Source organism: Thermogemmatispora tikiterensis (genome assembly GCF_003268475.1).
Classification (GTDB): domain Bacteria; phylum Chloroflexota; class Ktedonobacteria; order Ktedonobacterales; family Ktedonobacteraceae; genus Thermogemmatispora; species Thermogemmatispora tikiterensis.
Genome location: NZ_MCIF01000002.1, coordinates 1,203,668 through 1,230,166, shown reverse-complemented (window position 1 = coordinate 1,230,166; position 26,499 = coordinate 1,203,668). Strand labels below are relative to the sequence as shown.

The following is a 26,499-nucleotide window of genomic DNA, read 5'->3' as shown; positions in this document are numbered from 1 at the left end:
CCGTCGCAGCCTGGTTGATTGACCCGCATAGCCGGGAGCCGGTTGCGCTGCGACGGGTGAATTGAGAGGCGCTGCGGCTCGCGCAGGGAAAATTCTTGTAGTCTTGATGACCGGAAGCAAGATGGACCCGCACTACGGGCGCCGGATCGCTCAGGCTAGCATCTTACAAGCAGCGCCTGTGGAAGGACGTTGACCTCGAAGCGCTGGCCGTGGAAAACTTCGCCGTCCATCTGGGCATTGAGTGGCAGGCGGCTTTCGATGGTGAGGCCCTGGATGCGGTAGAAGTGGACTTCAGGCAAGTGGGCATGCTGGCCGCGCTTGACGACAGGCAGCAGTCTGAGGGCGCGCCCGAGGGGGGCATAGCGAATAGTGCAGAGGTCGAGCAGACCGTCGCTGGCGTCGGCCTCGGGATTGATGCGGAAGCCTGAGCCATAAGTGGGGCCGTTGGTGACGGCCAGCAATACGTAGCGCTGGAAGGTCTCGGCGGGCGGAGCCTCGGAAGCGGCAGGCTCCAGGCTGAAGCGCAGCCAGGGGCACTGTCGATAGCCGAAAAGAAGCTGTCTGACGGTGGAGCTGTAGTAGAGGCGCATGCCGGTCATAAAGGGAATCTTTTTGAGCTGGCGAGCACCGGCGGCGATGTCGGCGTCAAGACCGACGCTGAAGGAGTTGGCAAAGTAGCGCTCGTTGGCCTGGCCGGCGTCGATAGGCACAGGCTGACCGCTAAAGGCGCGCTCGATGGCGGCCTCCGGCTGACGCGGAAGTCGCAGGGTGTTGCAGGCAAAGTCGTTGCCAGAGCCAGCGGCGATGATGCCCAAAGGTACACGCCGACCGCTGTTGAGGATACCATTCACAACCTCGTGAACGGAGCCATCGCCACCGACAACGATGACGGGCCGTCCCTGGCGCGCAGCCTCGCAGGCGAGCTGCTCGGCCTCACCGGCCCGTGCGGTCTCGCAGTAGTCGGCTCCCGCGATGGCGGCAGCCCGCTGGCGTACCAGGGTACGATGACGCTGCATGCGACCTTGATTGGCGGTAGGATTGAGGATCACAAGGGGCGGGCGGTTGGCAGTGGAGGATGAGGGTGAAGTGGCAGAAGCGATCTCCATTGAGGGCCTCCAGGCGGCAGAAATGTCGTGCGCCCGGATTGTAGCACGTTTGATACTCTGCCGTAAAGAAGGGAAGGGGCAGGGCCGGACCTTCCCTTCCTAGTACTGTTCTGGTGGTGAGCGATCTGGGACCCGGCTGACAGCGCGGCATCCGCTAGGAAGCAGCAGCACCAGCCTGACGGCTCTCAGAGAGGGAACAAGCGCCTTGGCGTAGCGCCTGAAGCTCGACCTGGCGCTGCTGGCGCTCCTCAGCGCTCTCGGGCTGCAACGGTCCGCTCAGATAGCCTACGATCAAGTCTCTATAGTCTATTAGTAATTAATAGTCTTTATCGAATTTTAAGTCAATATGGACTATTTGACGCAATTAAGCAAAGCTGATACAATTTCAAAGGAGAAGACAGTATACGAGGTGCCAGGCGTAGATGACAGACCACAGTAACCACGGAGATGAGTGGCTGACCACCAACGAGGTGAGCAAGCTTATAGGGATTGGCCCGAAAACGGTAGTGCGAATGGTTGAGAGGGGAGAATTAACGGGGTATCGTGTGGCCTCCAGATGGCGCTTCAAACGCCGTGATATCGAGGCCTATCTTGAGGCCCATCGCTATGGTCCTGGGCGCCTGCCCGGATCGCGCAACGACGACGGAGCGGAAGCAGATCAAGAGCCAGACTGAACGGCCTGCGGAAGAGCAAACCCACCTCACCCATGCGCCTTGGGAACCCGCGTACGGGCAAAGAGAAAAGCTCACTGGTCACGGTCCGGACCAGCCAGCGCCGCTCTTCTCAGCTGGTGCTCACTCAGGCACTCCCGCCCGTCGCTGGCTGACAGAAAAGCCGGCACCGGAGAGAACGAAGGCCCCCGTCCAATCCGGGCACAGATCTGCCTATTCCTGGCCAGCCAGCCAGCCAGAAAGCTAGCGAGCAGTGAATAGAGATACAACGGCTTACCTGCGGTCCGGGGAATCAATGCCCAGAGCACAGGGCAGGGCTATAGAGGGCCATAGAGAGCCATAGCGACCACTGATCGGGACAAAGGCCGAGTGCGCGCGCGGGCGGTGAGAGCCTGGTGCTCATCAAGGAGCGATGCGGGGGCGGTACTGCACCGCCTCCGCCACGTGGGCTGAACCGATCAACTCCGCTCCTTCCAGATCGGCGATTGTGCGCGCCAGCTTCAACAGCCGATGAAAAGCGCGTGCCGACAGCGCCAACTGCTGCACCGCTGCCTTCAGCAAGCGCTGCCCGGCCTCATCCACGCGGCAGAAAGCCTGCACCTCAGCCGGCCCCATCTCCGCGTTGCAGGTCAGGCGCGTTCCCGCAAAGCGCTGGCGCTGGCGCTCGCGGGCGGCCTCGACGCGGGTCCGAATACGCTCCGTACTCTCTGGTGCTGGAGCGCCAGCCAGCTTCTCATAAGCCACACGCGGCACCTCCACCTGAATATCGATGCGGTCCAAGAGCGGACCGCTGACGCGCTTCTGATAGCGGCGCACCGCCGCCGGCGAACACGTGCACTCGCGTGCCACATCGTGTAGATAGCCGCATGGACAGGGATTCATCGCCGCGATCAGCATAAAATTGGCCGGGAACGTCACCGACCCCTGGGCGCGCGAAATGGTCACCACCTTATCCTCCAGCGGCTGGCGGAGGGCTTCCAGCACGTACTGACTGAACTCAGGCAACTCGTCCAAAAAGAGGACGCCGCGGTGAGCCAAACTGATCTCGCCCGGGCGCGGCTGACGCCCCCCACCTACCAGGCCGGCGTGGCTGATCGTATGGTGTGGCGCACGGAAAGGGCGCTCCATAATGAGCGGCACCTCTGGCGGCAGCAGGCCGCCCACGCTATAGATGCGCGTCACATCCAGGGCCTCCTCAATCGAGAGCGGAGGCATAATCGACGGCGTCGCCCGAGCCAGCAGCGTCTTTCCCGTCCCTGGAGGGCCACACATCAACAGATTATGACCGCCGCTCACCGCCACCTCCAGTGCTCGCTTCACATGGTCCTGGCCGCGCACAGCCGCCAGATCATGGGTTGGGCAACAGCGACTGATCTCCTGCAACAGGGTCGTATTTGTCGGTAAGGGAGCCAGGCGCTGCTCGCCACTCAAATGGGCAACCAGCTGGGCGAGCGTCTCCACCGCGTAGATTGGAACATCGCGCACTAAAGCCGCCTCGCGCGCATCCACCGCCGGCACAAAAACCGCGCGGAGGCCACGCTCCCGTGCCAGCGCCACCATTGGCAAAATCCCATTCGTATGACGCACACTGCCATCGAGGGACAGCTCACCGAGGAAGAGACAATCAGCAATTGGCTCAGCGGGGACCAGCTGGCCCGAGGCCAGCAGAATACCGATAGCGATGGGAAGATCGTAGACAGGCCCCTCTTTGCGGAGATCGGCGGGGGCCAGATTTACTGTAATCCGCTTATAAGGAAAAACCGCCCCACTATTCTTAATAGCGGCGCGTACCCGTTCGCGCGCCTCCTGAATAGCCGTATCGGTCAGGCCCACGATCGTAAAGCCCGCCAGACCATTGGCCAGGTCAACCTCCACCTCAACCAGGGCGCCTTCCAGACCCACAATAGCACAACTTCGAACCTGCGCCAACATCCTGTCTCCTTAAAAACCTCCTCTCCTCCACGTAACAGAAGATAGCCTATATTATGGCGCAGTAGCTCAACATTTGCAAGCCCACCGATAAAATGGCCAGAGGTCAGCGAGCTAATGCAGGCGCTGGCCTAGGGGGTCCGCGCAGAAGGCAGCACAATAATCTCCTCGCCGGGCCTCAAGACGGTCTGCAGGTCATGCGGACCAGTAATCAGCTTGTTGCTCACGAAGAGCTGGATCTGAGCGCGCACACAGCCGTGCTCATCGCACAGGCAGCGCCAGACCTGCGGATAGTGGGCCTCCAGCGCTTCGAACAGTTCGCCTACCGTGCTGGCCCGTACAACGATCTGGCTTTTGCCGCCGTTGCAGGCGCTCAGCGTTGAGGGTAAGCGCAGCGTCACAGTTGCCTGCTCAGTGCCACCCATGCCGTCTACCCTGCCTTTTGAAGATGGCATCGATTTTTCATCGAGAACAAGGCTCGCATTCCGAGACTCTATCATGCTGTACCAAGCAATATACTACATACAAAACCCCGTTTGCAAGCGTGGGCCTGCGAAGGTCCCTCCATCCCGCCAATCAACGTCTCTAGCCTCCACCCGACGGAGCAGGCGCTCGCTCAGACTCAGGCGGCGCTCAGAGCCAGAACCTCTGTCAGGCGACTGATCACGCGTGCCCCAGCCTGCAGTAACTGCTCAACCAGCCGGGTTGCCTCGCCGCCAGTATAATCCCGGGCGGCGATTCCCGTCCGTGCCAGGAGAAGCGACAGCTCCTGCGACTCGCTGTCGGGTATGAAGGCCATATCGGACGGCTCTGTCGCAGCCGTTTCGGGAGCCACCAGCAGCACCCTGCAGCCCTGGCGAGCCGCCGTCAGGGCCTCGCCCAGCAAAGCCACATTGCCGGGTCCAACGTACATTGGACAGATAATCAGCGTCTCGACAGTCGTCAGGGCCGTACGCAGCTCCTCCAATGCGGCCTGAGAGAGAGGGGCATACGGTTGCTCTGTCAGTACGCGGCTTGCCAGGCGCAGGGCCAGCGTGTGATCGCTGTCACCCATATTGAGCACTCCAGCCAGAAAAGGAATATGCCAATCTGCCAGAGCACGCATCACCCGTTCGCCGGAGCCGCCGCCAGCCATGACGAACACTCGCGGAGGAGGCTCCAGGGCTGCCATCTCCTCCTCGGCCTCTTGAGCCTCGCGACTGCCCGGCGGCACCACACTGAAATGCGCCGTGCCGCGCACAATTCCCACCTGGACCGCGATCCCATAGACACGGCTGAGCAAGCGCGGCTCCAGGACCGTCGCCGGCGTCCCGTCTGCCACGATGCCACGCTGGAAAAGTACCAGGCGCGGAAAATAGCGGGCCGCCAGATTCAAGTCGTGCATAGCGGCCAGCACCGTCAGCCCGTGCTCGCGATTCAGGCGCTGCACCAGCTCCAGCACCTCGATCTGATATCTGATGTCCAGATGGGCGGTCGGCTCATCGAGTAACAACAAGCGCGGCTGCTGAGCCAGGGCCATCGCCACCAGCACACGCTGTCGTTCCCCGCCACTCAGCTCATTGAAAGGCCGCTTCGCCAGAGCCGCGACCCCAGTCACCTGCATCGCTGCCTCGATCCGGGCGCGGTCCTGCGGCCCGTAGCTGCCCAGCAAACCGACAAAAGGCAGGCGGCCCAGCGCCACCAGTTGCTCGACTGTAAAATCGAAAGGAATGTGCAACTCCTGGGGCACCACCGCCACCACACGCGCCAGCTCACGTCGTCGCCAGCGGTCAAGCTCTCGTCCCTGCAGCCGGATCTCCCCCTGGGTTGGGCGCAGCACCCCACTCAGCAGGCGCAGCAGCGTGGTCTTACCTGAGCCATTCGGACCCAGCAAACCCACCATCTCACCAGCCGCCAGCTGCAGACAGACATCAAAAAAAACCGGCTGCAGCTCGTAGCCGAAGGTCACATGGCGCACCTCCAATAAGGGAAGGCCGCCCGCAGCAGACACGTTCCAGCTCTCGGGCCTGAGATTCACGACCATCGATACTCCTTCTTACTCTGACGCAGCAGATAGAGGAAGAACGGCGCCCCGATCAGGGCCGTGAAGACCCCAACCGGTAAGACCGCCGGCGCGATCACTGTGCGTGCCAGCAAATCGGCCAGAGTCAAAAAAGAAGCTCCCCCCAGGGCCGAGGCCGCAATCAAAGGGCGATGGCGCGGACCAATCAGCAAGCGCAGCATATGCGGTGTGACCAGACCCACAAAGCCGATCAGACCGCTAATCGAGACCGCTGCCGCTGTCAGCAGCGAACCGAGCATGATCAGCAAAAACTTATACCACTCGACCCGCAGGCCCAGGTGGGCGGCTCCCTCCTCGCCCAGCGCAAAGGCATCCAGCACCTGCCCCAAGACCAACGCCCCGCCGATGCCCGCCACGATAAGGCTGCCCACGATCACCACTGGCCACCAACTATTGACGCTGATCCCTCCCGAGAGCCAGTTAAAGAGAGCCTGCAGATTAAACTGCGCCTGGGGACTCAGCGTCAGAATCAGGGTCTGGACGGCCACCAGCAGGGCATTCATCACAACGCCAGCCAACAAAAGGGTCACCACTGGTGTGCGCCCGCCGACGCGCGCAATGGCGTAGACCAACAGCACTGTCAGTAACGCCCCGCTAAAAGCCAGCAAGGGCGTCAGAGAGAAGAAGAGACCATAGGTTGTATCGAGCGGCAGGATGAAGGCAATGACCGCCCCCAGGGCGGCCCCCGAGGAAGTCCCCATCAGGAAAGGATCGGCCAACGGATTACGCAACATCCCCTGAAAAAGCACCCCGGCCACCGCCAGCCCGGCCCCCACCAGGGCCGCCCCCAGCGCCTCCGGCAGGCGTAAATCCCAAATAATGATGGCCAGTGCCGGGTCCCAGCTCTCCCGGAAATGCAAAAGGTGGCTGCCGTCGAGCAGGATCTGCAGGACAGTCGCAAAAGGAATGGCCGTTGAGCCAGTGCTCACCGCCGCCAGCAGCGTGAGCGGCAACAGAAGCAAGAGAGCTGTAAAGATGAGGGGAGTCAGGCGGCGTCTGACGTGCACGGCCTTAGCATCGGCAAGGGTCGTAGCGGTGGTCGTCGCGAGTGCTGGCGATTCCTGGGTCGTTCTGGTCTCAATCTTCATTCCGTCGGAGGGCTGTCCATAGGCTACTGCTTATCGCTTTCGCTGTAACTATACGCGCTAGAACTGCCCCTGTCAATGGAAGAGCGGTTGGCAGGACTGTTCTGGACCCTGCTCGCTGGCAGAGAAGCGGCACATATGCTACGATTCTGCTACGGAGTTCTGTCCGAAAGGCCAGTGTCAGGCGCCGACAGGCCCCGGATACTACAAGTGAGCAGACGAGGGAACGATGCTTGTGTGCGGCGCTGGGGTGGGGCTGCAATCAATGCCCCGAGGCGGCGCACAAGTGGTCTCCTAATTCCCTCGCTGGCTTCTGATGGTGAAGGAAGAAGAGGGATCGAGCCGTTAATGTCTATTGACAGAGAATTCTTTCGCCACGTCCTGGGGCAGTTCGCCACAGGAGTAACGGTTGTGACCACGAGGGGCAGCGCCGGCCTGGTGGGGCTGACAGTCAACGCCTTCTGTTCTGTCTCGCTAGACCCTCCGCTGGTCCTTGTCTGCATCGACCTCAAGAGCCGAACCCTGCAGGCCATTCGCGAGAGCCAGATTTTTGCGGTCAATATCTTGAGTGAGGAGCAGGAAGAGCTGGCCCGCTGCTTTGCCCTGCCCTCAGAGGAGCGCTATCGCTACTTCTGCCATGCACCCTATCATCCGGGCGTGACCGGGGCGCCGCTGCTCGAAGGGACCCTGGGTTTTGTGGAAGCGCGGCTGGTGGCCGATTATCCGGGCGGCGACCATGCGATTTTGCTAGGCGAGGTCGTGGCCCTCGGGACTGCTGATCAGCCCTCGTCAGACAGCGCGAACGCCGCCAACGAGCATCAGGTTGCCGGCATGGGAACGCTCCAGGACGGCAACAGGGAGGCTGGTCAACCTGGCGGCAAGCAGCCTTTGGCCTATTACCGGGGCCGCTATCGCCATCTGGCGCACGATTATGCCCGGCCAAGCCTCTCATCCTTGTCAGCGCCAGGCGATGTTATTTGATGAAGCCTCTTTGCTCCGGCACGAGGAATCAGGGCAGCGAGAAGGAGAGGAACAGGAGCGCCTCAAGCAGCTTGAAGCGCTGAAGCGCCTGCAGGAGACTTTGCGCCTGTGCCGTCGCTGCCAGGACCAGGGCTACCTGGAGCAGGCCCTGCCAGTGGTCAGTCCAGTACCTCACGAGGGACTGATCGGGGGACTGATGGTCATAGGGCAGGCGCCCGGACTGCGTTCGCAGCAGCGCGGCATTCCCTTCGGCGGCCCGGGCGGGCGCATCCTGCAGTCCTGGCTAGAGCAGGCGGGCTTTCCCCCAGGCTACCTGCATCAGCGCGCCTACCTCAGCTCGCTTACGCGCTGCTATCCTGGACCGGCTCCCCATGGGCAAGGTGATCGCCGACCTTCGCCCCAGGAGCTGGCCCTGTGCCGCCCGTTTCTCGAAGCCGAGCTGCGCCTGCTCCGTCCACGCGCGGTCTTACTCGTAGGCGTCATGGCCATTGAAGCCTTCTGGGGCAAAGTCAAGCTAGAGGAGATCATCGGTACAGGGCGCATAGAGGAGACCAGGCGCTGGCTCCCTTTGCCCCATCCCTCGGGGATCAGCCGCTGGCTCAATGTCCCCCGGCATCGGGAGCAACTCCAGCGCGCGCTGACGCTTCTGGCCGACTGGCGCCGCGAGCTAGGCCTGTAGTCGCTCTCCGCCTCCCTGCCTCCTCTGTCTGCCGTTAGGTCTCAGGTACGGCACGAGAGGGCCGTGGGCCGGGTCAGGAGGACTGTTGCTGTGCTGATCCCGGGTGTTGTGACTGCGACTGCTCTTGAGCCTGCTGAGGTAGATCGCTTTGCTGCGAGAGCTTGCGCATGCGGTACTCATGTACGCCGCGCTTTAGCGTGCCCAGGGCCAGCGTCGCGCAGGTGGGGCGTGTCATCACCACCTCGCGTCCCAGATCCTCGATCAAATCCTCAAAGCTCAGGTTCTCAATCTCTTCTGCCGTCATCCCGCGCGTCAACTCGGTCACGTAGGAAGCGGCGGCGCGGCTAATAGTACATCCCTCGCCCTCCCACTGCACTTGAGCCAGGCGGCCCTGCTCATCGAAACGCCCGTACATCGTGATCACATCGGCGCAACCCGGATTGCCTCCCTTCAAGCTGACATCGGCCTCCTCAAGAGGACCATAGTTGCGCGGATTCTCGTAGTGATCAAGCAGAAACTCAATGGCTTCTTGTCTGTCCATAAGGCATCACGGAACTTTCCAGCAAAAGCAACGGGGCCTCCACCGTTGTCGGAGAGGCAGACAACCACGGCGTCGATAGAGCGACGCTGGCGAAAAGATTGACAGCCGCGGTTAGGCGCGCTACCTCCCTCTGCCCGGGGATGGCCCCGTCTCGTTCCATCCTGGGTGCTCTGTCTATCCAGGCAGGCTCTCCGTGCCAGCGCTGGTGCGGAGAATGGACCAGCTGCGGCTTCTGATGTCGGGCAGCTGATCCCATCCCAGGTCAGGGCTTCTCAATCGGCGCGCGCACCATATTGCCCCACTCTGTCCAGGAGCCATCGTAGTTGCGCACGCGTGGATAGCCGAGCAGCTGTGTCAGCACAAACCACGTGTGGGCGGAGCGCTCACCGATACGGCAATAGGTAATCACATCCTTATCGGGCGTGATCCCCTGCTCGCCGTAGAGCTTTCGCAGCTCCTCCGCGGACTTAAAGGTTCCATCAGGGTTGGCAGCCATCGACCAGGGGATATTTTTGGCCCCGGGAATATGTCCACCACGCTGGGCCCCTTCCTGGGGATAGTTTACCATATGGATTAGCTCGCCGGTATACTCCTGGGGCGAACGTACATCAACCAGACCGTAGCCGGACTGGTGCAGGGTGGCCAGCACATCCTCGCGGAAGGCGCGAATCGACTCGTCTGGTTCCGGCGCCTGGTACTCGCTTGGTTCATAATGGGGCACTTCCTTCGTCAGCGGTCGCCCCTCGGCCTCCCACTTCTGGCGTCCACCGTTCATAATCTTCAAATGCTTATGGCCGTACATTGTGAACAGCCAGAAGCTATAGCAGGCGTACCAGTTATTGCGATCGCCGTAGAGCACCACCGTCGTGTCGTTGCGAATGCCCCAACGACGCATCAGACGCTCGAAGCCCTCGCGGTTGACAAAATCGCGCGTCACCGGGTCCTGGACATCGACATGCCAGTCCAGCTTGACAGCTCCAGGAATATGGCCAGTCTCGTAGAGTAACACATCCTCATCGGCCTCGATGATGCGCACGTTGGGATCATTGAGATGCTCCGCCACCCAGTCGGTTTCCACCAAGACTTCGGGATGAGCGTAACCAGCGGGCGTGCTCTGGCCCTGGCCCGCCGTTGTGGCCTCTGTCTCTGGCATAGAATCGTCCTCCCTACTCCAGTACGGAATACTCTAGAATAACAGCTACAAGAGAGCGGCCAGCCTGGGGCGCGTCTACCGCCACTCTTAGAAAGAGTGGTCTGCGCAGCCAGGCGGTAGTTGACTATGTCAATTCAGTTTCTATTCTACCGCAGTGCGAGACCCAAGGCAAGCCGTGTTCGGGCTATTGAAGTACGAGCGTGCTTTTAGGTGAGCAGCGAGAAAATGGAATGTTACTCTAGCAAAGCTCTCAGACGCTCGGCCAGAGCGGTATTGCGCTGTGCCACGCGGTCGTTGCGGATGGCCTGTTCCAGGGCCTGGCGTTGTCCCACCAGAACACAGAGCCGTCGAGCGCGCGTGATAGCGGTATAGAGGAGATTCCTCTGCAGCAGCGGAGCATGCTGCAAAAAGAGGGGGATAATTACCGCTGGGTATTCACTCCCCTGGCTCTTATGAATCGTGACCGCGTAGGCCAGAGTCAGCGCGTCCAATTCAGCAAATTCGTACTCGATCAGCTGGGGGCCGGCCTCTTCCTGAAATTCGACCGTTACGGTTGCAGCCTGGTGGTCGATGCGGCGTATCCAGCCGAGGTCGCCGTTGAAGACCCCCTTATCGTAGTCGTTCCGCACCTGCATGACCTTATCGCCGACGCGCAGGCGGTGTTTGCCCAGCAGCAGCTCGCCCTCGGTGCGTGGATTCAGGTGCTGCTGCAGTAGCTCATTGAGACTGATCACACCGAGTGGCCCGCGATACATGGGCGAGAGCACCTGGATGTCGGCGCGTGGATGAAGGTGGTAGCGAGTCGGCAGAAGGCGCTCCACCAGGTCAAGGATCAGGGAGCGGGCCCGCTGCGGATCGCTCTCGTGTAGAAAGAGGAAATCGCTGCCCTCCTCGTTCTTGACCACGGGCAAGAGACCAGCGTTCACGTGGTGGGCGCTGACCACGATGCGACTCTGGCGAGCCTGGCGAAACAGCTCGGTCAGGTGAGTGGTTGGAATGACCTCGCTGCGCAAGAGATCGCGTAGTACGTTGCCTGGGCCAACCGACGGGAGCTGGTCGGCATCACCAACGAGCAGCAGATGGGCCTCTGGCGGCAGAGCCTTGAGCAGATGGTAGAAGAGAAGAATATCGACCATCGAGCACTCGTCGACAATGACGAACTGGCAACTCAGGGGGCGTTCCTCATGGCGCTGATAGGGGCCGTCGTGAGGGGTATACTCTAGCAAGCGGTGAAGCGTTTGGGCAGGCAGACCCGTGGCCTCACTGAGGCGCTTGGCGGCGCGCCCGGTAGGGGCTGTAAGAGCCACCTCCACCCGTTGACGGCGCAGGAGTAACAGGAGCGCGCGCAGCGAGGTGGTCTTGCCTGTCCCGGGGCCACCGGTCAGAATACTGACCTTCCGCGTAAAAGCCGTCTGCACGGCCTCGCGCTGTCGTTCTGTTAGCTGGAGCTGGCGCCTGACCTCCAGATGCTGAAAGACCTGTTCCCAGAGCGCTGGTGAAACTGCTGGCAGCCGGCTAGGCGTCCGCAGCAGCCGCTTAAGCAGGCGAGCGGAGCCGCGTTCGGCGTGCCAGAAGGGGCCATAGTAGATCCGTCGCTGGGCCGTTCCGGCAGGAGCTGTTGGCAAGGCCAGGAGTGGGTCGGTTTCGGCCTGAACGGCTGCGCTGGAGGCTGATCCGAGATCCTTGAAGAGGGGCCAATCGGGGTCCGGTTCGTGGCTCTCTGTGTCAGGCGGGGCCGGCTCAATAAAAAGCTCACCCTCGTGCTGCCCCTGTTCCAGAGCCTGCTCCAGTGCTGAGCGAGGGACCTGCAAGATACGTTGTGCCTGCAGCAGCAGCTCATCCTCCGGCAAATAGCAATGGCCGGCCTCATTGGCTGCCTGGGCGAGCACATAGGTCAGACCCGTCACCAGGCGCGGCAGGCTGTCGCGCGGCAGTCCCAGCCGGGTTGCGATCTCATCCGCTGTACGGAAGCCAATCCCATAGATATCCTGGACCAACCGATAGGGATTCTCGCGTACCACCCTGACGCTCTCGGCCCCATACTGGCGATAGATGCGGCTGGCCAGATGCAGTGGAATCTCATGAGTCTGCAGAAAAAGCTGCACCTCCTTCATTTCCTGCTGCTGGGTCCAGGCGGCGATGATGCGCGTACGATCCTTCTCGCTGAGGCCGCGCACCTCGGCCAGGCGCTCGGGCTGCTGCTCAATAATCGCCAGCGTCTGCTCGCCGAAGTGTTCAACGAGCGTGCGGGCTTTTTTAGGGCCGATGCCCTTAATCAGGCCAGAGCTGAGGTAGCGAATAATGCCCTCGGTGCTTGTGGGCAAGCGTTGATTAAAGCTCGTCACATGGAGCTGGTGGCCGTAGCGCGGATCGTATTCCCAGACGCCTTCCACGGTCAGCACTTCGCCGGCGCGCACTCCTGGCAGGGTGCCGACAATAGTGAGCAGACCGTCGCGGGACGAGCGGGACGAGCCGCGGCCAGTACCGGTGCTGGGGCGAAAACGTGCAACGGTGTAGTGCGTTTCCTCGTTATGAAAAACGATGCTCTCAATAGAGCCTTGAAGTGTTGGCATGCCTGGCACTTCTGGGTCGGGTCGTGCGACTGAACTGCTTGCTGATGGAGCAGTGGTGCAGGCGAGTGAGCAAGGGTGTGTCACCGCGCGTGTCCTTTCTATCTTAGCCTGCTGCCGTGGCCCTGTCAACGGCGCGTGCAGTGGTCTGAAGAGACAACGGTTTTCTCCACGGCGCTGGCTGTCCAATCGGGCTATTGGTTAAGGAACCAATACTGATGAGAACGGTCGGCGTCTTATAATGAACTCGTATATATTTCTTGATGACGGGATAGCTCTCATTGTGAAGTCCGATGCATCAGTAAAACAGGCTATGAACGTGTTTCTTCTTCTTGGTAGCTGTTACGACGCTGCTATTGCATCTCGTAGTGCGGCAAGGATAGAGAGTCGATGCAACTGACCTCGACCAATGGCCTGGGCCAGAGGGAAAGGACTCAATGGAGAGCAAGGTGACCTATCGTCAGCAGTACACGCGCTGTGGCAAGCAGCGCTGCCGGAAATGCCGGGAGGGAGCAGGACATGGCCCTTACTGGTACGCCTATTGGAGTGAGAACGGGCGTACTGTCAGCAAGTATATTGGGGCGCAGCTGCCAGCGGAGGTGGAGCAGGCAGGTCAGCGGCTATCGGCAGTCTCTGTCTCCGCGCGGCGGGGGCCGGCAGCTGCGGGTAGTCGTGCCATTGTGATAGGGGAGCGCGAGCGCCGTAGCGGGCGTAGCGAAACCAGGCCGCTGTTACGCATTTATGTCCTTGGTCAGTTTCGGGTGGAGCGACGCAGCGGTAACGGTTGGATTGAGGATGATGGACGGCGCTGGCAGCGGCGGCGGGCCCGTGCCCTATTAGGCTGCCTGTTGTGTCACCCTTTGCGTCGCATGGGACGGGAGCAGGTCATGGAAGCGCTCTGGCCTGATCCCGATCTTGATAGCGAAACGGCGGCCAATCGTCTCAACGGTGCCGTCCATGAGTTGCGCCTGCTGCTGGAGCCAGAGATCCGGCGTCCGGCCTCCTCGACGCTCTTGCGCCTTCAGCATGAAGTGCTGGAGCTGGCCGACGGAAGCATCATCTGGGTTGATGCCGATGAGTTTGAGCAGAAGATCAGGCAGGCTGAGCAGTCGGCTGATCCCTTGCAGATTGAGCGGCTACTAGAGGAGGCGGCGGCCCTCTACCGCGGTGACTTTCTGGTTGAGGAACTCTATTCAGAGTGGGCTCAGCCTCGACGGGAAGCGCTGCGCCGTCGCTGGATGGGGATGCTGCTGCAGCTTGCCGAGCTGCGAGTCCGGCGTGGAGCCTTGGCCAGCGCTATTGAGCCGCTGGATCGGCTACTGATGAGCGATCCCACCCATGAGACAGCGGTACGCCAGTTGATGATGGTTCTGATGCGCCTGGATCGGCGCGTCGAGGCCTTGCAGGCTTATCAGCGCCTGACCGAGGTCCTGGAGCGCGAGTATGACAGCGAGCCGCTGCCCGAGACGCGTCGTCTCTATGAAGCCCTGCGCAGCGGGGAACTGGGGCCAGCGACCGTTGCTGCCGCCTCACCAGCGCTTACAGGGCCTGGGGCTGCTTCACCATCGTCCCACTCACCTGCCACTCTCGCTCTTCAGGCTGGTGCCCACTTCGATACTGCGCAGCCTCCAGTTCTCACTCGCTCCGCCGCGCCGACTGCGCCTGTGCGAGCCGTGACCAATCCCCACTTCCCCTCGGGACGCCATAAACGGACGCCGCTGATCGGGCGCGAGCGTGAATTAGCGATCATGCGGCAGCTGCTGTCCATCTTAGGCCCTGCTCGCCCCAGCGAAAGCTCGGGCAGGGCGGACAGTCTTGTCCCGGAGCCAGTGGACGGTCAACAAGTCCCAACACCGGAGCCCTCGCTCTCGTCACCTCATTTCTTGCTTTTGACCGGCGAGGCGGGTATTGGTAAAACACGCCTCGCCGAGGAGCTGAGCGACGAGGCTGGACGCCAGGGCTGGCAGGTAGTCTGGAGCCGCTCCTATGAACAGGAAGGGGCTATCCCTTACTGCCCCTGGGTCGAGCTGCTGCGCACGCTCTTGCAGAGCCGACTGGCTGCTCAGGCGCTCTCAACCTCCCAGATCCTGATGGAGTTGGGCCTCTCTACCTCTCACCTGCAGCGTCTCTGCACCTTACTGCCCGAACTACATGAATTGCTGCAGCCCGGGGTAGCGCCGCTGGTCTTACCAGTAGAACAAGAGCGTCTCCATCTCTGGGAGGCCACGCATAGCCTGCTCTCAGCTCTCAGCCGGCGCACACCCCTTCTGTTAGTCCTCGATGACCTTCATTGGGCCGATGAGAGCAGTCTAGAGCTACTCAGCTATCTCGCGCGTCATCTGCGTGAGCAGCCGATACTGCTCCTGGGGACCTGCCGCGACATGGAGCTGTTGCCAACCCATACCCTACGCACTCTCATCAACGATCTCCAGCGTGAGCAGGTGCTCCTGACGCTGCCGGTCCAACCGCTGACGGCGGCGCAGATTGCGCAGCTCGTTTCTCATTTGCCGACCCGTCTCGTACACAGTATTCAGACGCAGGCGGACGGGAATCCCTTTTTTGCCGAAGAGCTGGCGCGTTATCTGGAGCGTGAAGCCAGCGAAGGGGGGGCGGCCTCAGCCGGGCAGACCGCTGCGGGGGCAGGAGAGGGTCGACTTGCACTTCCCGCGACCATTGCCGCTGTGCTAGATCGACGTCTCAGCAAGCTCAGCACGGCCTGTCAAACGCTGTTGAGTAAGGCGGCAGTCTTCGGGGCACCCTTCGAATTCAGCCATTTGCTCTTCATGGACAGCGGTCAGCTCCCTCATCCCCAGGAGGAGCAGGTGCTGGATCTCCTGGAGGAGGCTCTGCGCGCCGGTCTTCTGATTGAAGAGGAGAATGGCAGGCAGGTGAGCTACCATTTCTGGCACCCGCTCATTGAAAGCCATCTCTATCAGAGTCTCTCGGTGGCGCGCCGCATTCAGCTCCATCGTCGGGCGGCTGAGGCCCTGCTGACGCTCAATCCCCAGCGCGAGGAAGAGGTAGCGGCGGCAGTGACCTACCATTTAATCCGTGGAGCCAGCGAGGGCAGCCGCATTGCGCGCTACGCTGAGCGGGCGGCCAATCGGGCCTATCGACTGGCTGCCTATGGTGAAGCCCAATACTATTACCGTCTGGCTCTGCTGGCCCTGGCCGGGGCGCCGCCCCCGCCCCCGTTGGAGCGTCAAGCCGTAGTAAGCGTCGAGTACCTGCCGCCCGAAGCCGACGCCGATCCCGCTCCCTCGCTCGATCAGCTCCTGCCGAGCGCCGGTGAGGAGGAGCTGCTTCACTTCGCGCGTCTCTTAGAGCATGTCTGCGAGTGCTGCATGATGCAGGGGAACTACAGCGAGGCGCGCCGCCTCTATGCGCGCGTTCTGGCTCTGCGCCAGCGCTCGCTACAGACCTGGGAGCGTCGCCTGCCAGAGCGGCCAGATGGGGAACAACTGCACAGGCGACGTCAGCACGAAGCCCAGATTCAGGCCATCATCTGGCGTGAGATGAGCCTGGCCTGGCTCAGGACCGGCGATTTTGCCCAGGCCCGTCACTGCCTTGAAGAGGGGAAACGCACTCTGCGCGAGGTCGACGCCTTGCAGAGTCCAGCCAGCGCCTGTCTTCTCTTGCAAGAAGGCAACCTTTCGGCGCTGGAGGGCAACTATGATGAGGCGCGCCGCCAGGTTGAGCAGATGCTGGACATGCTGGAGGAAGCCATGAGACAAGGGCCGGCGCCGGTGGCTGCGGGTCAGGAACTGCCAACGCTGAGTGAGCGCGCCATAGCGGGTGACCCGCTGGAGCTGGGCCATGCCCATGAGACCCTCGGAGTAATCGCCGCGCGGCTGGGTCATCCGAGCGAAGCCTTGCAGCATCTGCATACGGCTTTGACCATCTATGAGCAGCATGAGTGTCTGATGGCTATGGCTCAGATTTGCGGTAATCTAGGGGCGGCCCATGCCCTGGTAGCCGATCATCAGGCGGCACGGGCCTACATGCGGCGGGCGCTGGAATTGACGGAGCGCACCGGAGATCTCCCCAATATGGCCTTTGTCACGGGCAACCTGGGCGAGTTGGCCCGTCGCTGTGGAGATCTGCGCGAGGCCGAAGCCTGCTTCCGGCGGAGCCTCGCCCTGGCCGAGCGGACCCAGGAGCGCGAACACATGGCCTGGTGTAATATTGCCCTGGCTGAGACTTTGCAAAGTGCGGGCAAGCTCGATGAGGCTCTGCACTGCATCCAGCGCTCCTTGCTGACTGGCCGGGCCATCGGGCACGCGCGCACAATCGCCCATGCTCGTATTGTGCTGGCCGAGGTGCGGCTAGCTCAGGCCAGTGCCATCTGCCTGGCATGCCTGCGCCAGCGCCAGCCCTCTCCCGCTGGCTCTCGTCCAGAGCAACATGGCTGCCGCGAGAGTTGTTTCTATCGCCGTCTGCTTCTGCGGGGTCAACGGGCCTTAGAGCGCGCGCTGTGCTACGAAGGATTGGATGCCGAGGTAGCTTTAGAGGGGCGCTATCTGCAAGCCAGCGTGGCTTTCCTGCTCGATCGCCTGGAGGTGGCCAGACGAGTGGCCCTCGATCTGCTGACCAGCGCCGACCGACAGGAGAATCGCCTGACGTTGGGTCATGCCCACCGTCTGCTGGCTCGCATCCTCGCGGTCCAGGGAGAGGCCGAGGCTGCAGCGGCCCACTTTGAGCGGGCTGCACGTATTTTTGAGGAGAGCGAGCTGACCCTTGATTATGCGCGCACTCTGCATAGCTATGGAGTCCATCTGGCTCTTCTGGGGGCCAGACAGTGCGGGGGCGAGCAGCAGGCTAAGGCCCGTTCCTACCTGAGAGAGGCGCAGACGCTCTTTGGGCAAGCGCAGGCTGCGATTGATCTCCAGTGGGCCGAGACTCTCCTTGCTACCTGGCCATCGTTGCCTCTCCTGGCTGCTGCTCTCAAGGCTATGCCTTGAGCTTCTCCTGCTGGCTTGAGCGCTGAGGCCAGGTTGACACTGGTTGACCGACAGCCATACAATGAGAGCAGGTCGGGAGCGAAAGCGTCAACAAGGCTGGGAAGTGCCCTCGATGCTGGCTGGCTACCTGTGATGCTGATGCTGCTCTCAAGGGCCGGGCGCTATGGTGGTGGGCGTGGTTGACGCTGCGGCTCACCTGGCGCTGGCGGCGGCAGATCATGCCCAGATAAAGGAGCAGAGCAACTTGAGCGAAATTCGTGAGCAACGGCCAACGACTGAGGAAGAGTTGCTGGGTCTGCGCCGGCTGGTGCAGATCCAGCATGAGCTTGAGGAGCAGATTAATCGAGTCTTTGCCCCGGAGGACGAAGCGCTGCGGTATGCCCTCCAGGCCAGTGCAGAGGCCGGGCTGCCGCAGATCAATATTTCCCCTATCGAGGGCAAGCTCTTGCAGTTTCTGGCGCTTGTTTCTCAAGCTCGCACCATCCTGGAGATTGGCACGCTGGGGGGCTATAGCGGTCTCTGGCTGGCGCGCGCCTTGCCACCGGATGGGCGCCTGATCACGCTAGAGATGAATCCCCAGCATGCCAGCGTCGCGCGTCGTGTCTTTGAGCATGCTGGCGTAGGCGAGCGAGTAGAGATCCGTCTTGGGCGGGCCTTGGAGCTGCTCCCTGCACTCGTCGATGAAGGCGCAGGACCGTTTGACCTGATCTTTATCGATGCGGACAAGCCGCCCTATCCGCGCTATCTCGACTGGGCCTTGCAACTCAGCCATCCTGGCACCATCATTGTGGCCGACAACTGCCTGCGGGATGGGCGCTTCATCCATGAGCCTGTGGACGAGGTTACGGCGGGCATCGTCGAATATTGTCGGCGCATTACGAGCGACCCCCGTCTCTTCTCGCTGGCTCTCAATATCGATGAGGGCTATCGCGACGGGTTCACGGTGACCCTGGTGCGTGAGGGGTGATCGCTGTGGCGAGAGGCACGACCAGAACGGCGGCCATCACCATTATTGGCGGTGGCATTATGGGCGCAGTCCTGGCCTATCAGCTCGCCCGTCGTGGAATGCGTGAGGTAGTCGTTCTGGAGCGCGAGACTGTGGCCTCTGGCTCGATTGGACGTGCTACGGGAGGGCTACGTCAACAGTTCGCCGACGAGCTGGATATTATCTTTGCCCGTGAGGGTCTGCGCTTCTATCGTCAGTTCATTGCAGAGATGCAGGCCGAAGCGGTTCCAGCCTCCCCGCCTCCTCCCCCATTCTATCAGTATGGTTACCTGTTCCTGGTCAGCGACGATGAAGCCTGGCAGGCCATGCAGGGCTATGTTGCCCTCCAGCAGCGACTTGGCGTCCCCAGTGAGCTGCTGACGCCGATGGAGGTGGTAGCGCGCTGGCCGGGGTTGTCACTGATCACAGAAGATCTGCGCGGCGCCAGCTTCTGCTCGACCGACGGCTACACGGACCCCGCAGCCATGACGCGCGCGCTCATAGGGGCAGCGCGTCGGCTGGGCGTGGAAGTCTACGAGCAATGTCCTGTCCTGGCCATTCAGACGACTCGGGGGCGCGTACAAGCCGTGCAGACCTCGCAGGGGAGAGTGGCTACGCCTCTGGTCATCAATGCCACTGGTGTCTATGCGGCCCTGACGGCGCGTCTGGTCGGGATTGATGATCTCCCAGTCTATCCTTTACGACGTCAGCTCTATCTCTGCGAGGCGGTCGCTGGGCTGCCAGCCGAGCTGCCGATGGTGGTAGACCAGGCAACAGGCTTCCATTTTCGCTGGCGCGATGGTGGCCTGCTCCTGGGTTTGCCCCATCAGCCTTCTCCCGCAGAGCAGGCGGCCAGCCGTGCTCTGGAGACGCCGGCTTTTGACCTGACGCTTGATCCTGGCGTCTGGCCCCAGATAGAGCGTGTCATCCCCCGCCGCTTTCCGGCGCTAGCTGGTCTGCGCCTCCGAAGGGCCTGGGCCGGCCTCTATGAGATGACGCCGGATGAGCATCCGGTGCTGGGTCCAACCGAGGTCGAGGGCTTCCTCTGCGCCTGCGGCTTCTCTGGGCATGGCTTGATGCATGCTCCGCTGGCGGCACAGCTCCTGACCGACTACCTGACCACCGGCAAAAGCAGTACGCTCGATATCGAGCAGTTCGGCCTCCAACGCTTCCGCGAGGGCCGATTGCTGCCTGCGACGCGGCTGCTTTAAACAGAGGAGAGGCAATGACGATTGATACGGACTTTCATAGCCATGTTTCCCGTAGTTCAGCCAGAGCGATGGTGAGCGAGGCCCGGGAGCGGGGATTGCGCGTGCTGGGTCTCTCAGAGCATGTCTTTCAGATGCGCGAGATACGTCCACTCCTTGCGCATATGCCGCTGGAGGGGCCAGAGATGGCCCTGGTTGACTATATTGAGAGTGTGCAGGAGGCAGGGCAGGCTCTGCGGTTCGACGTCCGTCTGGGATTGGAGATCGATTTTATTCCTGACAAAATTGAGGCAGTGCGGGAGCTGCTGCAGGGCTACCCCTGGGATTTTCTCATTGGCTCGGTTCATGAGATTGATGGAAAGCAATTGGAGAACGAGGAAGGCTGGGGGGAGGTGGCCCAGGCAGAACGAGCCTGGCAACGCTATATGGAGTTGCTGCGTCAGGCTGTCTGCTCGGGCTTCTTTAGTGTTATCAGTCATCCAGTCAGATTGTTCGTTGAGAATCGACACTTGCCCGCCAATATCGATGAGGAGCTGGAGCAACTCGCTGCCGAGGCCACACGTTGTGATGTGGCTCTCGAAATCAATGGCTTCGATGTCGCCACCTATCCCCAGCTGGTGCGCCGTCTCGTACGAGCCTGTGCTTTGCAGGGAACGCCGGTGAGCGTCGGCTCAGATGCTCACTATCCGTCGAGCCTGGCCACCAGCCACGAGGCCAGTGAACAGCTGCTGCGCGAGGCCGGCATTCAGCGGATTCGTATCTGGCGCAATATGAGTGCTGAAGAGTATCGCCTCTGAGAGAGCACGGATCGGAAAGGAACCCGGAGCGCCAGAAGCCGTCAGTCGCCCTGGCGGCGTTTGAGTGAGCGGGCTGATCCGGTCTTCGTTGATCGGAGGTCAGCCCGCCCTGAGAGGTAGACAGCAACGCTTGCTTTAGCTCAGGCTGGCGGATAGCGGTTATAGCCGATCAGCTTGCTCGTCGGGGCAGTCTGAGCTGAGAGCTGCTGGCCGTTATCCAGATTATAGGCCAGCAGGGTGGAATGCCCGTCAGGGTAGTAGGCCTGCACGACCAGGTGATGGCCATAGGGGGCCAGGGCTACATTATTCGAGCAGATCAGCTCGGCATCGATCGGTGTAGCTGAGGCTGGGATGGGGCGACCTGCGCAGAGGGTGCTCGCACCGGGGGCGACGTTCTGGAGCAGCACCTGGTCCTGGGCTGGAGTCAGACCCAGCTTGACCACCTCAAAGCTGCCCTGGCGATAGCGCATGACCATGAGCGAATTATCCTCCGCATAGCCAATGGGGACTCCCCAAGGGCGCAGACGATGGCGGTTCCCTCCATCGCTGTCAACAGCGTAGATACCCGGCGCCTCAGAATGGTAATTGACATAGTAGATAGTGCGCCCGTCAGGACTGAGCCAGAAATCGGTGCTGGCCCTCTGAACCGGCGGCGTGATCGCCTGCCGCTGGTCAAATGTTCCCCCGAGGGGCAGGCGGAAAAGCGCTTGCTGGTTACTGCCGACGCGCCCCACAAAGTACAGGTACGGCGCGCTGTAGAAGGCCAGGCGTGTGTCTGGAAGCGCGGCCATGACCGCCTTGGGCTGCAATTGCTGCATATTGACCCGTAACAGAGCGGTGGGTGTATTGAGCAGCAGCGTTTGGGCATTGAGCCAGATGGCGTTGCCACCGCTGCCGGAGACGTGATATTGGAAACGTATGAGTGGGGGCGTCATGCGCAGATCCATAACGTAGTAATCCGTCTGAGACGTGCTCGGGATGTGATAAGCCAGGGAGCTGCCATCGGGCGAGATTCCGTCGATCTCCGTCTGGGCTGGTAAAGCCGAGAGCAGCTGTAGCAGCTGCCCGCTGGCATAGTTATAGTTGCTGACAGTTAGCTGCCCGCTCTGGTCGCCCGAGACCAGCAAGAGGCCATTCCAATCATCATTCAGAAGGGTATTCCCCGGGGTCTGGTTTATCGAGGGGGTGGGAGTAGCCTCATTGCTCACGGGGAGCTGATCCCATCCGACCAGTTGTGGCATACCTTGCTGAGAGACCTGGGCCGCTGGTACTGAGAGGAGCAGTTTTTGGGCATGCGTCATCAGGTTTGTGGCCCAGAGACGCAGTGAATGATCGGGATAAAGGGCCTCCGTCAGCAAGGCCCAGCCGTAGGGAGCGAGGGCTAGCCCGTTGGTCAGAACGCTCCTGGCCCCTGGGGCAGCGTTGACCACCACGAGCTGGTCTTGCTGGGGGGTGGCGCCCAGCTTACGCACCTCAAAGGCGCCATTCGTCTCCTGCAAGAAAAGCAGGCGGTTATCCTCAGCGAAGCCGAGTGGGATACCGTGTCGGTTGAGCGAGTGCAGATTGCTTCCATCGCTATTGACCATGTAGAGGGTCGCTCCCAGGCCGCTGCCCGCGCTGTAGTAGATGGTCGAGCCGGTCGGGTTAAGCAACCACGCATTGCGTCTGCTGGAGGTGGAAGTGGGCATACCTTGATCCGCCGTCAGGGGCCGGGATGCAATTGAGCGTATTTCCCCGTTGGCCAGATCGAGGCGATACAGCACCTCCTTTTCTGTTTCCTGATGTATGAAGAAGAGAAAATCGTTGTAATAGAATGCAAGTGTACTATTTTGTAATAAATCTGATGAATAGATTGGTTGACTGTTACCGGACAGGTTGACCAGGAAAAGCTTGCTACCAGCGCTGATCAAAAGATGGCTGTCATCGGTTGTCCAGACAGCGCTGCTCTGGCTACAGCTGCAGCGAAAGATCGGCTCAGGATGGGAAAGTGTCCGGAAGAGACGCGCCTCTCCCAGCGTGTCATGATAGAGCAGATCGCGCCCGCTGTGAGCGATGCCGTCGACGGCAGAAGTGGCGTCGCAGCAGGTGCTGGTCAAGAGACGCTTCTGGCCGCTGAAAGGATCATAGTTATAGAGGTGATAGCGACCAGTGCCATCGGGGAAGGGATCGACCATCGCAATCGCCTTCCAGACCAGGCTCTGGTAGGAGGCCTTCACAGAGATAGCTGTTGGGGGTGAGGAGGCGGGTGCCTGGGAGGAAGTATCACGTAGCAGGAGATAACCGAGACTGCCGGTTGACAGGAGCACCACCAGGATGACAGCCACCAGGACCAGCGTTTCCCGCAGTGGCGAGCGCCGAGGGGCGCGAGGAATGGCAGGTTGCTGAGCGGTCAGCTCAGGAAGCCGGCTAAGAACAGCAAAAGGGAGCCGGCGATGCTGGTTCTGACCGCCGTGGTCGGCGTGATTGAGTGTCGCCAACGACTCCTGTTCAGCCTCAGCCGATGTCTGACTAGAGCGGATCGCTTGCATGATCAGCTCCTGGGTTGAAGGCGTACGGCGCTCTGCGTCCTCCAGAAACTGACGCAGCAGCTGGCGCTGGTGATCACGCTCATAGCGCGCCTGGGCAACGAGGCTAGAACAGATCTGGCATTCAGGGAGATGACGCCGCAGTCGACTCAGTAGCTCAAACTCGTCCCCGTGGTGGGTCGAAGGCTCTGGCTCGCCCTCAGCGTTTGCCGGCGTCTTTGGCACATCAAGCTCATCGAGCAGACGCAGACAGTGGATGCTGAGAGGACATGATAATGAATCAGGTCGCTCTTTTCGCTTCATGACTGGCCTCCTCGATCAAGCCGTTTGTAGACCTGCTGAAACGCCTGACGTGAGCGGGCCAGGCGGCTGCGCACGGCTGACAGCGAATCCTGCATAATCTCGGCAATCTCGCGGTAAGAGAAGCCCTCGGCATCCAGGAGCAGGCAAGCTGCGGAAGCCGGGGGGAGCTGAGCCAGCACACGAGCCACCAGGTCGCGCTCCATCACCTGCTCCTCGAAGTGCTCATCGCTGACGAGAGCTTCCTCGGGCGGAGGTTCTGAAAAATCATCGACCTGGCCCGTGGGACTGGTGAAGGGAACCCAGGTGATGCGACGACGGCGGCGCCACTCGCTGCGCAGCTGGTTCAAGGCAATACGGTAGATCCAGGGGGCGAACTGCAGTTCCTCTCCCTTCATGCGTGGCAGAGCACGAAAAGCTGCCAGGAAGGTTTCCTGGCAGAGATCCTGAGTTAATTGTATATCATGAGTTAAGCTATAGAGCATGCGCCTGATGCGCGGCTCGTAATAGAGTACCAGAGCCTCGAAGGCTGCTGTTGAGCCGTGGCAGGCCTCGATCGTCAGCCGAGACTCATCTTCCAGAGTCTTCATACGTCCCCATCACCAGGTGAAAGGCAAAAATTGGATCCCTCACAGGGAGGTAATGCACAGACGAGCCATTTTGTCGCAGTTGGCCAGACCTGGCCAGGGAAAAAAGTGCCAACGGGCGAATGCGGCCTACTCGGCAGAGGACGAGTCAGATGCCTGACGTGGTTCTCTTCCTGGCAACGTTGCCAGCGAGGAACGTACCTCAACAGAGCGCGCAAGGATAAAAACCACGTCGGAAAGGCGATTCAGATAACGAATCACCTCGCCGTTATGGATCACGCCGTCGTGGAGCAGCTTTACTGCCAGGCGTTCGGCGCGACGGATCACGGTGCGAGCGAAATCGAGGGCCGCCCCATCGAGAGTATCGCCGGGAATAATGAAGCGGTTGGGGATCTCTACCTCACGCTTCAGCTGCTCGGCCTCCGCCTCCAGGCGCTGCACATGCTCAGCGGTGATGCGCAGCCCGATCTTCTCATAATTTTCTGGGGGTGTAGCCAGCTCTCCCATTAGCAGGTAGAGATCTTGCTGGAGGCGGTAGATGAGGTCTTTGACGCGTGGATCCCTGGCCACAGCGCGTGCCAGTCCAAGCGCGGATGTGGCTTCATCGATCGTGCCGAAGGTCTCAGGGCGCGGATCGTACTTCGGGACGCGCTGTTCCCCAAGCAGCCCGGTATAGCCCGTATCGCCACCGTGGGTTGTCACTTTGGCCATTGCTAGCCACTCTCCTCTCTTGCTTGTTGGCCTGCCTTTGCTTGCTCTTTTGCTTGCGCTCGCTTGTTCTCTTGGCCTCGACCAGTCTGAGCCGCAGGAGCTGCCTTCAGCCAGTGCCTGAAGCGTGTTCAGCCGAATAGCAAGCGAGCTATGAAAAGATCGTAGGCGAAGCCGCGATATACCTGTGCTCTTGCGGGTGCCGGCCAGTCAGAGACTGCCTGACCGGTCTCTGCTTCTTGCTCACTCTCACTAACTATAGCACAGATCAGTGGCCTTCGGAGCGACTGCGGTAGCGATAGGCGCGGCTCACGCGGCGCCAGTCTAGCTCGCGTCCGCGCACTGGACGCTCTTCATCCAAAGGTTCCAGGGTATTTGTGGCCAGAAAGCGACGGCGCAGGTTAGAGAGATCGATTTGCTCATCGGGGGGGAAGAAAGCACGGTAGAGTAGCGTCGCCTCAGCCAGCGTCAGTGTCCCGTCGCCGCTGGGAGGTTCGCGGAGGGCACGCAGCGGGCGTGTCTCCTTACTGAGAGCGGTATGGGTTTCCTGGCGCCACCACTCGATGCTATCGCGGTGCGGAGTTGCCATATCGGCCAGATAGCGCAGCACCAGCTCTGGATTGCGCTGAATCTCCGAGCGTAAGGTATTAAGCGCCATCTCCAGCACGGGGCGAGCCTCGGGGTCAAGCTGGCGCTGACCCGACTCAACCTCGGCCACGGGGGTCCATTGGACGCGCAAGCTTGGGACTGGGTGGCGATGCAAGTTAGGGCGCAGCTCATCGCGATTGGCGCGCAAGAGTACACTATGAATCAGGGAGACAGCAGCCCCTTGCTCTGCGCTGCCCCAGACATAGACCTGCTGCTCTACCCAGCCCGCTTTTAGCTGCAGCAAGGTGGCCTCATCGGGCCAGAGCAGCACTGCCTGCAGCGTGCGAAGCACCGCCTCGGTCACGGTCTCATTACTGAGCACAAGGCGCATAGGCGGTCCCCACGGCCCTTCACGCAGCAGCACCCAGAGTGTCCAATCACGGATGGCAAAGATCACCACACCGGTGGTGACCATTAAACGGCGGGGGCTGCTGTCGCGCACGGGCCGCGCCGGGATCGAGGAATTTGACCCTGAGAGCGGTGTGTTCACTCTTCTCCTTGTGTCCCCCTGTCCGCGGCAGGCTTTGACCCGGCCATATGTAGCTGATTCTACCTGCTCTCACTGAGAGACGCAAGCCCGAAGCCAGACTGCCTCTCATCTGGTCCCAGGCCGGGGGCTGCAGCCGTGGTGGGGCAGCCACCAAAGAAAGAAACAAGCTGGCCCTTGCTTGCCACGCGCAGAAAGGAGACTGCTCAACGTTTTCTATGGTATCCTCTCGCTGTGGAATCATCTCCTTCGCCACTCGTCCCTACCTTTGTTCTCACCACCAAGGCCTCGTTTTTCGGCATCGGAGGGGAGGTCCAGGGAGAGCCATCTGAGGATCTAAGGGGGCTGAGCATAGCAACGGCAACTGGGGCCGGGCCGCCTCACCATTGAGGCACGCTGCAGGCACTCGTTGCCGGTAGCGATCTGCCTGGTCTACCTACTTTCTTTCCTTCTAACAATTGGACGAGCAGGCTCGGGGTCGGAGGCCGATCCGGGGCTGCCTGCTCTGCCGGAGGT

At 61.2% G+C, this 26,499-nt stretch carries 19 protein-coding genes; 7 read left to right on the top strand and 12 right to left on the bottom strand.

Annotated elements, in window-relative coordinates; genetic code table 11:
* Positions 1 to 155: 155 nt before the first annotated feature.
* On the bottom strand, positions 156 to 1,106 hold the full coding sequence (locus A4R35_RS05060) for a diacylglycerol/lipid kinase family protein (RefSeq protein ID WP_112427153.1): 951 nt from the start codon (positions 1,104 to 1,106) through the stop codon (positions 156 to 158).
* Positions 1,107 to 1,528: 422 nt separating this feature from the next.
* Here A4R35_RS05060 and A4R35_RS05055 point away from each other — a divergent pair, with 422 nt between their 5' ends.
* Positions 1,529 to 1,780, top strand: coding sequence for a helix-turn-helix domain-containing protein (locus A4R35_RS05055; RefSeq protein WP_112427151.1), 252 nt, complete (start codon positions 1,529 to 1,531; stop codon positions 1,778 to 1,780).
* A gap of 399 nt (positions 1,781 to 2,179) precedes the next feature.
* On the opposite strand, the gene A4R35_RS05050 is transcribed toward A4R35_RS05055, so the two are convergent.
* From A4R35_RS05050 to A4R35_RS05035, 4 genes are all read right to left on the bottom strand, one after another.
* Entirely contained in the window at positions 2,180 to 3,709 is a 1,530-nt protein-coding gene (locus A4R35_RS05050; protein WP_112427149.1) for a YifB family Mg chelatase-like AAA ATPase, read from the bottom strand.
* A gap of 128 nt (positions 3,710 to 3,837) precedes the next feature.
* Entirely contained in the window at positions 3,838 to 4,161 is a 324-nt protein-coding gene (locus A4R35_RS05045) for a ubiquitin family protein (protein ID WP_189361347.1), read from the bottom strand.
* Between the two features lie 167 nt (positions 4,162 to 4,328).
* Entirely contained in the window at positions 4,329 to 5,729 is a 1,401-nt protein-coding gene (locus A4R35_RS05040) for an ABC transporter ATP-binding protein (RefSeq protein ID WP_112427145.1), read from the bottom strand.
* Complete coding sequence (locus tag A4R35_RS05035) at positions 5,720 to 6,856, bottom strand: FecCD family ABC transporter permease (RefSeq protein ID WP_223258206.1); 1,137 nt, start codon at positions 6,854 to 6,856, stop codon at positions 5,720 to 5,722. The genes A4R35_RS05040 and A4R35_RS05035 overlap by 10 nt, the downstream gene beginning before the upstream one ends.
* 345 nt (positions 6,857 to 7,201) lie before the next feature.
* Between A4R35_RS05035 and A4R35_RS05030 the strand changes: the two genes are divergently transcribed.
* Positions 7,202 to 7,834: a flavin reductase family protein gene (locus A4R35_RS05030; protein ID WP_189361345.1), complete on the top strand. Its 633-nt coding sequence runs from the start codon at positions 7,202 to 7,204 to the stop codon at positions 7,832 to 7,834.
* A complete protein-coding gene (locus A4R35_RS05025) occupies positions 7,824 to 8,513 on the top strand; it encodes a uracil-DNA glycosylase family protein (protein WP_189361342.1) in 690 nt (229 codons plus the stop codon). The genes A4R35_RS05030 and A4R35_RS05025 overlap by 11 nt, the downstream gene beginning before the upstream one ends.
* 73 nt (positions 8,514 to 8,586) lie before the next feature.
* On the opposite strand, the gene A4R35_RS05020 is transcribed toward A4R35_RS05025, so the two are convergent.
* The 3 genes from A4R35_RS05020 to recD2 form a co-directional block, all read right to left on the bottom strand.
* Positions 8,587 to 9,054: an iron-sulfur cluster assembly scaffold protein gene (locus tag A4R35_RS05020; RefSeq protein ID WP_112427139.1), complete on the bottom strand. Its 468-nt coding sequence runs from the start codon at positions 9,052 to 9,054 to the stop codon at positions 8,587 to 8,589.
* Between the two features lie 262 nt (positions 9,055 to 9,316).
* Complete coding sequence (locus A4R35_RS05015; RefSeq protein WP_112427137.1) at positions 9,317 to 10,207, bottom strand: sulfurtransferase; 891 nt, start codon at positions 10,205 to 10,207, stop codon at positions 9,317 to 9,319.
* A 233-nt stretch (positions 10,208 to 10,440) separates the two neighbouring features.
* Positions 10,441 to 12,780, bottom strand: coding sequence for an SF1B family DNA helicase RecD2 (recD2, locus tag A4R35_RS05010; RefSeq protein ID WP_112427135.1), 2,340 nt, complete (start codon positions 12,778 to 12,780; stop codon positions 10,441 to 10,443).
* A 434-nt stretch (positions 12,781 to 13,214) separates the two neighbouring features.
* Here recD2 and A4R35_RS05005 point away from each other — a divergent pair, with 434 nt between their 5' ends.
* The 4 genes from A4R35_RS05005 (at position 13,215) to A4R35_RS04990 (ending at position 20,728) form a co-directional block, all read left to right on the top strand.
* Positions 13,215 to 17,738, top strand: a complete 4,524-nt coding sequence (locus A4R35_RS05005) for a DUF6788 family protein (protein ID WP_112427133.1) — start codon at positions 13,215 to 13,217, stop codon at positions 17,736 to 17,738.
* Between the two features lie 244 nt (positions 17,739 to 17,982).
* A complete protein-coding gene (locus A4R35_RS05000) occupies positions 17,983 to 18,705 on the top strand; it encodes an O-methyltransferase (RefSeq protein WP_223258205.1) in 723 nt (240 codons plus the stop codon).
* A gap of 5 nt (positions 18,706 to 18,710) precedes the next feature.
* Positions 18,711 to 19,934 (top strand): NAD(P)/FAD-dependent oxidoreductase, encoded by a 1,224-nt coding sequence (locus tag A4R35_RS04995; RefSeq protein WP_146747119.1) that lies wholly within the window; start codon positions 18,711 to 18,713, stop codon positions 19,932 to 19,934.
* 14 nt (positions 19,935 to 19,948) lie between these two features.
* Positions 19,949 to 20,728 (top strand): PHP domain-containing protein, encoded by a 780-nt coding sequence (locus tag A4R35_RS04990; RefSeq protein WP_112427127.1) that lies wholly within the window; start codon positions 19,949 to 19,951, stop codon positions 20,726 to 20,728.
* A 140-nt stretch (positions 20,729 to 20,868) separates the two neighbouring features.
* On the opposite strand, the gene A4R35_RS04985 is transcribed toward A4R35_RS04990, so the two are convergent.
* The 4 genes from A4R35_RS04985 to A4R35_RS04970 form a co-directional block, all read right to left on the bottom strand.
* On the bottom strand, positions 20,869 to 23,556 hold the full coding sequence (locus A4R35_RS04985) for a hypothetical protein (protein WP_112427125.1): 2,688 nt from the start codon (positions 23,554 to 23,556) through the stop codon (positions 20,869 to 20,871).
* Positions 23,553 to 24,143: an RNA polymerase sigma factor gene (locus A4R35_RS04980; protein ID WP_112427123.1), complete on the bottom strand. Its 591-nt coding sequence runs from the start codon at positions 24,141 to 24,143 to the stop codon at positions 23,553 to 23,555. The genes A4R35_RS04985 and A4R35_RS04980 overlap by 4 nt, the downstream gene beginning before the upstream one ends.
* Positions 24,144 to 24,269: 126 nt before the next feature.
* A complete protein-coding gene (locus tag A4R35_RS04975; protein ID WP_112427121.1) occupies positions 24,270 to 24,851 on the bottom strand; it encodes a cob(I)yrinic acid a,c-diamide adenosyltransferase in 582 nt (193 codons plus the stop codon).
* A 265-nt stretch (positions 24,852 to 25,116) separates the two neighbouring features.
* Positions 25,117 to 25,986: a hypothetical protein gene (locus A4R35_RS04970; RefSeq protein WP_146747118.1), complete on the bottom strand. Its 870-nt coding sequence runs from the start codon at positions 25,984 to 25,986 to the stop codon at positions 25,117 to 25,119.
* Positions 25,987 to 26,499: the final 513 nt, after the last annotated feature.